6 protein-coding genes are annotated in these 12,522 nt (G+C 51.4%); all 6 read right to left on the bottom strand.

Annotation, left to right across the window (positions count from 1 at the left end; all coding sequences use genetic code 11):
- Positions 1 to 6: 6 nt before the first annotated feature.
- A complete protein-coding gene (locus NYE33_RS15395) occupies positions 7 to 930 on the bottom strand; it encodes a carbohydrate ABC transporter permease (protein ID WP_171717238.1) in 924 nt (307 codons plus the stop codon).
- A 29-nt stretch (positions 931 to 959) separates the two neighbouring features.
- A complete protein-coding gene (locus NYE33_RS15390; protein ID WP_042138936.1) occupies positions 960 to 1,886 on the bottom strand; it encodes an ABC transporter permease in 927 nt (308 codons plus the stop codon).
- A gap of 90 nt (positions 1,887 to 1,976) precedes the next feature.
- Complete coding sequence (locus NYE33_RS15385) at positions 1,977 to 3,482, bottom strand: ABC transporter substrate-binding protein (RefSeq protein WP_042138937.1); 1,506 nt, start codon at positions 3,480 to 3,482, stop codon at positions 1,977 to 1,979.
- Positions 3,483 to 3,677: 195 nt separating this feature from the next.
- Positions 3,678 to 5,195 carry a response regulator transcription factor gene (locus tag NYE33_RS15380; RefSeq protein WP_042138938.1) on the bottom strand — a complete coding sequence of 506 codons (1,518 nt, stop codon included), beginning with the start codon at positions 5,193 to 5,195 and terminating at the stop codon, positions 3,678 to 3,680.
- Positions 5,188 to 7,014, bottom strand: a complete 1,827-nt coding sequence (locus NYE33_RS15375; protein WP_042138939.1) for a cache domain-containing sensor histidine kinase — start codon at positions 7,012 to 7,014, stop codon at positions 5,188 to 5,190. Before NYE33_RS15375 ends, NYE33_RS15380 begins: the two co-directional genes overlap by 8 nt.
- A gap of 202 nt (positions 7,015 to 7,216) precedes the next feature.
- The gene (locus tag NYE33_RS15370; RefSeq protein WP_341066457.1) at positions 7,217 to 12,256 is read right to left on the bottom strand and encodes an endo-beta-N-acetylglucosaminidase; all 5,040 of its coding nucleotides are present in this window, start codon (positions 12,254 to 12,256) and stop codon (positions 7,217 to 7,219) included.
- Positions 12,257 to 12,522 lie beyond the last annotated feature (266 nt).

Genomic DNA, 12,522 nt, shown 5'->3' with positions numbered 1-12,522 from the left:
GTACTCTTACTCTTTAACGGCACCCACGGTAAGACCCTGGATGAAGTAACGCTGGAAGAACGGATACGCAAAAATAATCGGCCCGGTAGCCAGTACCACCATCGCCATACGCGAGGTATCCTGCGGCATGTTGCGGAGGGCTTCCAGACTTAATGAACTGTTCTGCGAATTCTGCATAATGAACTGCATACTGGTCTCAATCCGCATCAGCATCGACTGCAGCGGCACCAGATTCGGATTATCAATATAGAGCAGGGCATTGAACCAGTCATTCCAGTACCCCAGGGTGCTGAACAGCCCGATCGTAGCGAGGCCCGGCAAGGACAGCGGCAGCACGATTCCCAGGAAGGTGCGGAACTCTCCGGCGCCGTCAATTTTGGCCGACTCAATCAGGGCATCCGGCACGCTGGTAATGTAGAAGGTCCGCAGGATCATAATGTAAAAAGCATTAACGGCTAGCGGCAGCACCAGCGCCCAAATGGTGTCCTTTAGACCCAGCATCTGTGTCACCACAATATAGGTAGGAACCAGCCCGCCGTTAAACAGCATGGTGAAAAACGCAAAAAACGCGAAGAAATTGCGGTATTTGAAGCTTTTACGTGAAATGGCATAGGCATAAAGTGAAATAATGATCAGGCTGACAAGCGTGCCAATAACCGTTACGGCAATGGTTACCCCATAGGAACGGAGCAGCGTGTCCCCTGAGCCAAATACATATTTGTAGGCTTCCAGACTCCATTTGGCCGGGATTAACTGATAGCCGTCCCGCGCAAGCGCCCCTTCGTCAGTGAAGGAGATGAGGACTACGAACAGGAACGGGAAGATACACAGTAAGGCAAAGCCTCCGGCGATACAGTTGAAGATGATATTCCACACGGACGACAGCCGGTGGAAATCGCGCGATTTCACAGGATTAGCATTAGCAGACATTTGGATGACCTCACTTTCCTTCTTTTTCCCTAGAATAATGCACTGTCCTTATCGAATTTACGCACGATGTAATTGGAGGTAAGCACCAGAACGAACCCAACCACCGATTGATATAAGCCCGCAGCCGTACTCATTCCAATCTCGCCGGTAGTCTTGAGTCCACGGTACACATACGTATCGATTACATTAGTCACACTGTAGAGCGTCCCCGAATCTCTCGGCACCTGATAGAACAGCCCGAAGTCGGCATAAAATATCTTCCCTATAGCAAGCAATGTCATAATGGTGATGATCGGCTTCAGCATTGGCAGCGTAATACCGCGGATCTGCTGGAATTTGCTCGCTCCGTCGATCATGGCCGCTTCATAGAGGGACTTGTCTATACCCATAATTGCGGCGAGATAGACCACGCTGTTATAACCGACGGCCTTCCATAGAAACACGAATATAATAATGAACGGCCAGTATTTCGATTCCGAGTACCAGGAAATATTGCTGCCGAACATTGCGTTGAGCAGCCCCCGCTCCGAGCTAAGGAAGCTGAACGCGAAGTATCCCACAACGACCCAGGACAGAAAGTATGGCAGGAACATGCCTGTTTGATAGAGCTTGGCAAGCTTCTTGTTGGCTATCTCGGACAGCACCACCGCCAGCAGCACTGACAGGATCAAGCCAAGGACAATGAAGGCTATATTGTATAAAAGAGTATTGCGTGTGATCAGATAGGCATCATTGGTGCTGAACAGAAACTTGAAATTATCCCAGCCGACCCATTTGCTGTTGATGATGCTGGCCCAGAAGCCATCCCGGCTGAAGCGGTACTCCTTAAATGCAATTACCGTACCCACCATCGGCAGGTAGGAGAAGAATAAAAACCACAGCGTGCCCGGGAGAACCATAAACAGCAGCACTTTATTTTTCAACACATCTTTGGCGGACTTCCCTATTTTCCCCATACTCTTAGTTCCTCCTATGCCGGAAAGTTCTTCCGTTGATACAAAAAGACCAGGCCAAGTCTAATCACCCGCCCGGTCTTGAATTGAATGCTACTTATTGTTCGCTGCTTTCCAGGCGTCGATCTGTGATTGGGCTTCTGCGATGATTTTATCCAAACCGGCGGCTTTTAATTTCTCATTGGCCTTGGTCAGGTACTCTTCCGAATCTACAGATCCGGTCATCAGCGGTGCCCAGAATTCTTCCTTCACGTTCTGAACGGCGGCGATTTCGTTCGTCACCTTGGAAGTATCGAAGTTGAAGCCAAGCAGTGGTGCATTGATACCGGCATCATTGAACTTCTTGAATTCTTCCCATTTGTTCTCAGGGTCGCCTTCATTCAGATAGTTGATCATAATGTTGCCCAGGGAGAACGTCGGCATATCGTAGTTCTTCGCATCCGGGAGATTCTTGATCATGTTGTCGCTGATTTTCTCGTAATGTACGCCCTCGATGCCTGAGTCAATCATGTTGCGCAATACAGGGTCTGTATTCAGCAGGTTCAGGAATTCCATGGCTTTCTCAGGATACTCAGAGTTGGCGGAGATCGCCTGCATGGAGCCCATGACGGACCAGTTGTAGATATAAGGCTGACTGGCTGGTGTCGACACAACCGGATACCCGTAGCTTACTGACCACAGATTGTCGGCCATCGGCTGGGTGGAGGCACGGTCAGTAAACCATTTGCCGGCTTTGTACAAGTCATCCACCGAAGATGTAGTGGCTACTTCAGGAGAGATGTAACCCGCCTGATAGAATTTGCGGACGGTCTTAAGCGCTTCCTTGATTTCAGGAGTCTCAAGGATGTTGATGACCTTGTAGTCCTTGGTGTCCATATATACAGCCATCGGCATCTTCTCGATCACATAGTCAAATGGCATAATCGGCATGAAGTCCTTGACCATAGCGTACGGGGTCACTCCAGGCTCGTTTTCCTTGATGGTTTTGAGCAGCGGCTCCAGATCGGCCATCGTTTTCACGCTGGTCAGATCCAGCTTGTATTTGTCCAGCAGCTCTTTGTTGAAGCGGAAGACTTCTTGAGCCGGAAGCTCTTTATTGGCAGGAATGGCATAGTTATGGCCGTCCACCTTGGAGCCTTCCAGGAACGCCGGATCAATAGTGTCCACAATTCCCTTGCCCTGGTTCTTCAGCAGATCATCGAGCTGCAGGAACGCGCCCTTACGTGCATTCTGCACATAATCGAAGGCCCAGGAAGAGGTGAACAGGATGTCCATAGGCTCGCCCGAAGCAGCCATGACCTGCATTTTTTGCGTATAGTCCCCGAAGTCGAGCATTTTGATATCGAGTGTTGCGTTAATTTTTTCAAGCGTGTATTTATTGACTTCTGTGAGCACCTTATCCATATCCTTCTGCGGTGGCCCGATAGTGTACCAGATCAGCTCTACAGGTTTCTCCGTAGACTCGGCAGCTTTGTTGCCTCCTGAAGCCGCTTCCCCGCCTGCATTGTTCTTACTGTCCCCCCCACATGCGCTAAGCGCCAGTGAAACGGTTAAAAGCGTTGTCAACAACAAGGAGAAGTGTTTCTTTTTCTTACTCATTTGCCGTACCCCCTTTTAATTAGCCGTCCGGAAATCCAGGCCTGCCGGGCCTTCCCGGCTGCAGGTTTCCATGAGCTATACCTTTACTTTATAAGATGAAAGCATTTTCAAATAGAAGAGAAACTATATATATTCAGGTATGAAATAAAGAAATTAACCCCAAAACATAACATATATCTATCAATAAGGAGCTGCTTAGAGCAGCCCCTTGAATTCTGTCGGTGAGATGCCAACGTATTTCTTAAATTGTTTATAAAAATAGCCCATTTCCCAGTAGCCGACACTGCGTGCGATCTCATGTACCTTGTTGTTTGTCGAACGAAGCTGCTCTTTTGCTTTCTCAATCCGGTAACGGTTCAAATATTCTGCAAAGGAATCACCGGTCATTTTGTGAAACAGCTGGCCCAGATACACGGGGTGAATATTAAACATGAAGCCCAGCTTCTTCAGTGACAGATCCTCACTGTAGGATTTCTCAATGTAATTCAGCACCTGGTTCACAACCGGACTCTTCAGCTCACGGTCCAGCAGTTCGATGATGCTTCCGGCCGTCTGCATGACTGCGGCGGACAGACCCGGCAGCGAATTCGCCCTGTGGATCTCGTTCAGCCCCTGCGCAATAAGCTCCCGCTCCATTTCACTGCGGATCTCTTTAATCAGCATGCGGAAATACAGAATCCATTCCAGGGAAATCTCCCGGAGCAGCTCAGGGGTCAACCCTTCCATACATTTCGCAGAGAAATACAATTCGAGCCGCTCGGTCAGCGCCGGAAGATTCTTGGCCATAATTAATTTCGAATACTCGCTCCAGTCCTCCGGCAAAGCGGCTTCAATATCCTCCTTGCGCTCCTTCAGCTGTTCATAATAGATCAGGCTGCGCTCCGGGTAGATCTCCAGGAATTCCTGAGCCTGCTTCGCCTGCTCATAGCTGGCCGGAGCAGCCTGCACCCCGTCCATGACGGCTCCAACCGCAGCGCGCAGCCGCTGGCCGGGAGAGCCCAGGCCGGTGATTTCCTCCAGAATGGAAGCCATCTCTTCCTTCCCTTTGCGTTCGTCCGCGAAATTATGTATGAGCACCAGATCATTGTCCGAGTCCCAGAACATGAAGAACGAAGCGCGGGTACCGAGGAGAGCGGCGGCATTCTTCCGGAAGGCTTCCGTTTCCGGGTCTGCCTGGACCAGAGCAACCTCCACATACCGGCTGCTGATTGACAAGCCCAGGAGATTCAGCCGTTCGGACAGTTCGTCCGGGTCAATCTGCTTCCGCAGCCAGCGGAGCAGCACATTATCCTTCAGTACGGAGTTCGTATACTCCGACCACTCTGTATCCAGCCTGGAGACATTCAGCTTCTCGGCAATCGTCTCCAGCGTGCTCTGGAATTCCTCCAGATTGATCGGCTTGAGCAGATAATTCTCAATCCCGAGAGCCAGGCCTTCTTTGACATACATGAATTCATCATATCCGCTCAGCACAACCACCTTCAGCTCCGGACGGAATTCCTGGACCGCACGGATCAGCTCCAGGCCGGTCATCACGGGCATGGAAATGTCGGTTATGAGAATATCCGCAGGCACCTCCCGCAGCTGCTCCAGCGCCTCCTGCCCGTTCTCGGCTTGTCCCACAATCGTAAGGCCCAGCTGCTCCCAGTCCAATATATCCTGCAGGCCGCTAAGAATGAACGGCTCATCATCGACAATAAACACCTTATACATGATCTGTCTCCTCCTTGACGGGATATGGAAAAGTAATAGTGACCTCGGTTCCGGCCCCCGCTTCACTGGCCAGCTCAACCCCGTACGGCTTGCCGTACATCAGCCTTAACCGCTCATGAATGCTCCGCAGCCCGAACGACTCTGATCCGGACAATTCCCGGTTATCCTCCAGTCCCAGCCGGAGCTGGTTCAGCTTCTCCCCGGCAATCCCCAGGCCGTTGTCCGTGACAACAACCCGTATATTGTTGTGATCATCCGGATGGACCCTGATGCTGATCACGTTGCCGGTTTGTCCGGTGCGCATGCCGTGCAGAATATAATTTTCGATCACGGGCTGAAGGGACATTTTGAGTACAGGAATAGGCTCCAGCTCTTTACTGCATTCAATGGTATAGGAGAACCGGTCCTTGTAACGGATCCGGAACAGCTCCAGGTACATGCGGCAGGCTTCCAGCTCATCCTTGAACGTATACTTCACCTTCGGACGGACATACGATTTGAACAGCACAGACAGGCTGTAGATCATCTCGCCCACATCCTTCGCGCCGCTCGAAATAGCCCGCATCCGTATAACCTCCAGCGTATTATAGAGAAAATGCGGATTCACCCTTGCCTCCAGGGTAGCGATTTCCGTATGCTTCTGCTTGATTTCAGCTTTGTACACCTGATCAATGTACTGGTTCAGTTCATCCAGCATGCTGTTGAAGCTCTTGGCAATCTGGCCCAGTTCATCCTCACGGTTGTCTATAATCCGGGTGTTCAAATCCCCGTTTTTCACTTTGCGGGTGAAGCGGATAATGCGGTGCGTCCGTTTGGCAAAATTCGAAATAAACATCGCCGGCAGCAGCACGGCGAACAGAATACAGACGAGGGCAATCGTAACAATAGTATTGCGTGCGCTGCTATAGGTTTCGGCAAGCTCCTTCTTGGAGATCAGGCTGACCACCGTGTAGCCGGCCTGGCTCTGGGTCAGGCTGGTGACCAGCATTCCGCCCATGGAGATTTCCTCCCCGGAGTTCGCCCCTTGCAGCTGCAAATATTTGCGGCCGTACCCTTGACCCGAAGTGTCAAAGATGACTTCATTCTGGGCAGAGAGCACAAGAATCTCGCCTTTGAAATCCTGCTTATAATTATTCATCGCCTGCCAGATCGATTCGGAATCGAAGTAGACCAGCAGCTGGCCGATATTGAGCAGCGATGACTTATTGGTAATGGGAATCTTCACCGAGAACATAGGGGTTCTCTGCATGCCGATGCTCTTCAGCACCCAAATATTCGGCACGGACACCAGGCTCTCCTCATCCAGAACCATCGAATCCGGGACAAAGGAATGGGCCGCGTTGGTGGATACCCGTTCAAACTGCCTGCGGTTGTCATAATAGTACATCACCTGCTGATTGGCACTGTACAGCATCAGGCTGCGGATATCGGGATCATCGTCGATCTTGTTCTGGAAATACTGTACGGCGTTAGAGGTAGTCTGATCCCCGAGCAGATAGCGGTCCAGCCGGTGCTCGACATATTCGCCGAAGGGATGCTCCAGCAGAAATGTGGTGTTGCTCGCCAGACTCCCGTCCCGGTAGACATCACGCATCATATCCTGGACGGACTGGTATTTGTTCTCCACATAGTTGCTGATGCTCTCCATCGTCTTGCGCTGGATATCCATCTGCCGCTGCACCGCAGAATCCGAGATCAGCATCAGCACCAGATACGAGAAGGCAATAATCGTTGCAATGAAGATACAGGAGACAATAAGGGTGAAGCGCATAAACATATTATCTTTAAAATACTTGCGGTACAGGGAATTACTCCGCATAGTCCACCTCCCTAAAGTTTGTTAGCCTACTCTTCCGTGAAACCACTTCGTACAAACTCACTTCGGAAGCATTGGCTTCAAGTTTGTCAGCCTACGCTTATCATTATGATACACAAGAAGCGCTCCCCCCTAAATACTGTTCAGGGGGTGAGCGCCTTGTTTATGGCTTGAGCCGGCGGTCTTTCCTTACCGCCCGTCAGGCTTATTTCAAATAATTCAGCAGCATCTGCGCAGCTTCTGCCCGGGTGGCGGGAGCTTTGGGCGCGAAGGTTCCGTCAGCCCGCCCTTTCACGAGGCCAAGCGCAGCGGCTTCAGCCACCTGATCCGCTGCCCAGCCGGAGATGTCTCCAGCATCCTTAATAGACAGGCTGCCCGTTGCGGCCGGGATTGAACCCTGCTGCAGCCGGTAAGCGCGCATCAGAATGACGGTCATCTCCTCCCGGCTGATTGCTGCGGCCGGCTGGAAGGACTCCGGCGTACGGCCGGTAATCAGACCGGCCTGAACCATGCCGGAGAGTGCCTGCTGATACCAGGCGCCTGCCGGAACATCACTGAAGGAAGTGGTGCCGCTGCCGCTTAGCTGCAGCGTGCCGGCCATCAGCTGCACGAATTCAGCCCGGGTAATATCCCGGCCCGGCTGATAAGCCTGCTCCGATATCCCCTTGATCAGATGCTTCGCAGACAGCTCACGCAAGGCTTCGAAGGCCCAGTGCGTAACCGGAACATCGTTGAACTGCTTCGTATACTCCAGCAGTGCGTAAGTGCCGTTGCCGTCAAGTTCGGCTGTAAGACTGCCGGCCGCAGCAGATCCTCCCAGATAAGTGAGTGTACCGTCACTGCCTACACGGTACAAGCCAAGCAGCTTCGGATGAAGTCCTTCACCAGCCGGCCAGCTTATACTAACAGGAGAAGCGTAACTGCCGGGACGCTTAACGGTTCCATCTGCCAGGGACAGTCTCAGATCATAGTCCAGGAATTGTCCCTTAAGCGATACACCGGCTTCCGTCTTCAGCGAAGCTTGCTCAAGTGTCTTGAATTCTGCTTGCAGCACGATCTTTGCACCGCTGCCCTGGGCAGCAGGCACGGCTTCGGCCAGCTGCTTCAGCAGCTCCGGTGCCAGTACCAGCCCGATTCTGTCTCCTTGCACACGCAGGGAATTCGTTCCCAGCAGCTCACCGGCGTTAACCGGAAGCTCAATTGTGACCGCTTGCTGTACCTGCACGGTAACTACACCGTTCACGGCCGGACTGCCCAGCTGTGCGGCTGATATCACTGCAGCTGCAGTCGCAGGCGCCGGTGTTGCAGCCGGTACAGGTGTTGCTGTTGGCAGAGCAGCCACCGGAGGATTGGTTGCTGTCAACGGAGGATTAGTTGGCGTCACCGGCTGTCGGTTTACATTCAGAGTAATAACCTCTGTATCCGCAGTATCCACATAAGGGCGGCCGCCAACGATGCGGGTATTCTCTACACGCGCCTTATAAACGCCCGTATCAGAAAGTTGCGCCTTGGCAATGGTCAGGCTGCTGCCAAGAGCATCCTCTATAACCAGATCATCTTTGAACCAGCTGTAGCCCAGTTCACCATATACAGAATCGGCAACAACTGTAAAGGTCACATCGTTACCTTCCATTACCGATTGGCTTGTCGCTGTAAATGAAGCAATCGCCGGAGCTTCATGCTGCGGATAGACCTTCAGTGCCAGTGGGGAGCCAACAATACGCACCGGGTCTGTGGCCTCTTTGCCGGTCAGCACAACACGATAATTCGTTCCATCCTCTTCGAATAATGGATTGAACCGGTATACCGCGCCGGTAACGTTCGGAACCGTCTGCCATTCCTCATCGGCAGCACGCTTCCTTTCCCACTCAATCGAGGCAATATCTCCTGATGTATCGACGGCAAGCGCGATCGGCTCCCCGGCAACCGTCTCAAGTACCGATGGCAAGTCCATCACAAAGGCCGGGGTCATCCATTGGATTTCCGCCGGAAAGACCTGCAGGTTATATTCCTTCTCTGCGGTTAAGCCGCCTTCGCCGGTCACAATGACCTTATAGCGGTAACCGCTCATATCTTCTGTCAGATCTGTAAGTGTCAGCGTATCGCCAGCGGCAATAACTTCACCGTATCCTTCTCCCTGATCGGCATACCAGGCATAGACTAATGTGCCGGAACCTTTACCTACAGCGCGAAGCACACCATCCTGTCCTGCCCGGAACGAGCCTTCACTGACCACCTGTACATCCGGCGGCAGCGCGGTCCATTTCGCCTGCAGCGTAAGCGGACCATTCACCGTGTCAGAGGCAAAGTGCCATCTCGCATTACCGTTATACCAGCCTTCCAGCACATAACCTTCTCTCGCTACATTCGGTGCAGTCACAAGCGCGCCGTTCATAACCTGAACAACCTTCGCTTTCGGCTGGCCGCCGTTACTGTTAAAGGTTACATTGTACCGCTTATCCAGCTGCAGCGGCTGGGATTTGTTCCCGCTGTAATCCTCCATCACCACTGTTACTGCTTTGGTCGACGTAAAGCTAAGGCTTGCCTTCGTGGTGCGGCCGCGGATAATCATCGGCTTTTGCGCTGCTGCCCCTGATAAATAGGTTACCGCAAAAGACTTAGGAACTCCGTCTTCATAGACGTACATGTACCTCCAGTCCCGTGTGTTCGGCATTGGCAGGCTCAGTGTATTTCCATTCCAGGACCATGCTTCGGCATAAGGCTCCGACAGCTTGTCAATGAACGTACCATTATAGGTTACAATATCCGAGTTGCCTGCCTGGATGGTTACAGTGAACTCGTCCCCATTAATTGGCATATCGCTGAACAATGCCGAGGTTGTCCCTTGCGGCACGATCAATTGTCTGGAGACAGGCTCTGCGGTTGTAATCCAGTTTACCGATCTCACCGTCACCTTAACGTTCCCGGCAGCGTCTGAACCGGACCACTTGACCAGGAGATCGCCGTTCTCGCTTGATTCGGCTTCAATACCCGATACCGCCGAGTCCAAATTAAAGGACACTGTAGCCGCTTCCCCTTCTACTCCGTCCGCTCCTACAGGAATGACTTTAATTATACCGGATTTGGCTGGCAGCTGTTTGATGTAGAACGTTTCGTCATATTTGCCGCCCATAAAGATGTCGTTCACATATACATTGTATTGCTTCACCTGGGAATAATCGCTGTTCAGATCCCACTTCAGAATCATTTCATTCGTATTCGGCAAGGCCTGCGTAACCACCAGACGGGTTGGCGCGGCCGGCTTCACGGCTGAACCGTCAGAGATGCGGATTTGGCCGATGTTTACCTGATAACCTGGGATTGTGCTTGCACCCGGTGTAAATACCAGGCCAAAGGCCGCGATTTCTTTACCTGCGTAAGCCCCCAGATCTAGCTCTGCCGTTGCCCAGCCCATGGTTTGTTTGCCGCTGTTCTCCACAGGTACCTTGACTACCTTGGACGGATTGTCCTTGAAGATCAGGCCTGCACTCAAGACAGAAGCATCGTCGGCTGAAGTCTTGTTATAAGCAATCGACAGCTGGGACGTTGCCTGTACGGACAGGTCGCTCTTGTATAAGCGGAGGAAATTCTCCTTGTCCAGCGCCCCGTTCACAACCAGTGAACTGCCTCCGTTGAAGCCGCCGATCTGCTTATAGCTCATGCGTGAATTGTCTGTCATTGTATATTCCGGACCGTAGTCGTAATCAACCGTCAAGCGGTTGCCCAGGGTATCCTGCCACCATTGCCACGTTACAGGAATATCCTGAAGGCTCATGTTGGACCATTCTTCCTTATTTGACTTTTCCCCGTTAACATAATAGGAAATACCATGCCCGGTATTGAAATTCGTATAGAAGTTGGAATTCTGAACCACGGAGCGTTCCGCAATGACCGAAGAAATTCCCGGCCAGTAGCGGTTATCCGCATAGACATCCGCCACCGTATTCGCGGGCGAAACGGTTGTATTGCCGGGGTTCACATTCGGACCTGACCACCAGAGCTGCTCCCGCAGATGGGTCATCCACTGGTAATCATTGTCGGTGCGTTTGGAGACAGGCCACGCTTGTCCCATATCCTCGTCAAGACCGGCATGGACGAAATCAGCTCCGAGCGTAGCGATGCTTAAACGCGGAGCTCCGCCTGCTGTCAACTTGTCTTTCAGAGCTGTTCCCTGTACGCTCTTGAAACGGTCACGGCCTGCTTCAAGTCCGGCAAAGCCAATATCAAACAGATTGTAATTTGTCCCTTCATCCTCATTCATTCCAGCCAAATAGCCTATAGCTGTATTAATATGGGTACTATTCACTCCGTAATCGAAGAAAAAGGAGTTTGAGACCGGCTCTTTTGCCGTTTTATCATACAGCATCGAAATATTGTTATTACTAAAGGTTCTTGTAAAGGTATTGGAGCCGTTGTTTGTAGTTAATGAATCGTACCACTGGACATATAACCCGCCTTGTTGCAGCACCTTCATGAAAGCAATGTAATCGGGAATATCGGCTGTAGCAACATTCGGGCTCACCTCTTCCTGATTAAGGAAATAGCCGTCGAAGCCGAAGTAATTTGCCATTTCAATCATTTTCCTGGCGACCGGGAAGTCACCGTTCTCATCCTTCACAATCATTTGTTTGTAGGTTTGCTGTCCGCGGTCATTGTTGGAGAAAAACACACCGGCCAGCGACATGACACCATTCTTATGCGCGGCATCCGTATAGGTTGGATTCGGAATATTAAGCATGCCGAACTCAAACCACTTCTGCTGCCAGTCGGACTGGGCCAGATCATCGTAATATTCCGGCGGCGTATATGCCGTTGCAGTACCATGCCAATACGAATAATAATCAACATACTGCCAGAAATTGAAGTGATATTGGGCAAACTTGTTGGTATAAGGAGCATTTTCAATGAAGGCATTTCCATAATCGCCTGCGACATTCATCATCTTGACATCCGGACTCAGCTTAGGATTGGCCTGTGTAGCCGTGAAAGATGAAATCCGCTTCTGTAAAGGCACGCGGGAACGAAGCAGCTCCGCATCCGGATCGGTCTCAGGACTCCAACCCGCGATTTGATTGCTGGTGTAGCCATGTATACTCGGCTGGTTAGCTCCATGCGCGCTGTCCCCTTTGAACGGCCAGGTATCTCCGGCCAGAGCGGTCTGCGGCAGCAACCCTGCCAGTAGCGCCGCACTTATTACGGTTGAAGTCAGTCTGCGAAGTTTGCGTGTTTGGGTATGAGATATCATTGTCCACTCTCCTCATGTAATGGGGATGATCTTCGATACTGCTAGTTCAAACGGTGTATTATTGGAAACGCATTCATGAAAATTCCTGCTGTACCCCCCTTTTATTCTTTGTCCAAATTTAATATATAGCAGGAGCTGCCGGTCCAAGTAGAAGCGAAATTAAAGATACTCTGGTCAAATTAAAGGAAAGTCTGCAACAGCCTATAACCAAATAGAGCACATCTCCAATAGTCCTGAGACATGCTCTGTTTAAGTTGACGGTACAT

Origin of the sequence: Paenibacillus sp. FSL R10-2199 (assembly GCF_038000235.1) — a bacterium.
GTDB lineage: Bacteria > Bacillota > Bacilli > Paenibacillales > Paenibacillaceae > Paenibacillus_AQ > Paenibacillus_AQ phytohabitans.
This window is presented reverse-complemented; position numbering and strand designations above follow the sequence as displayed.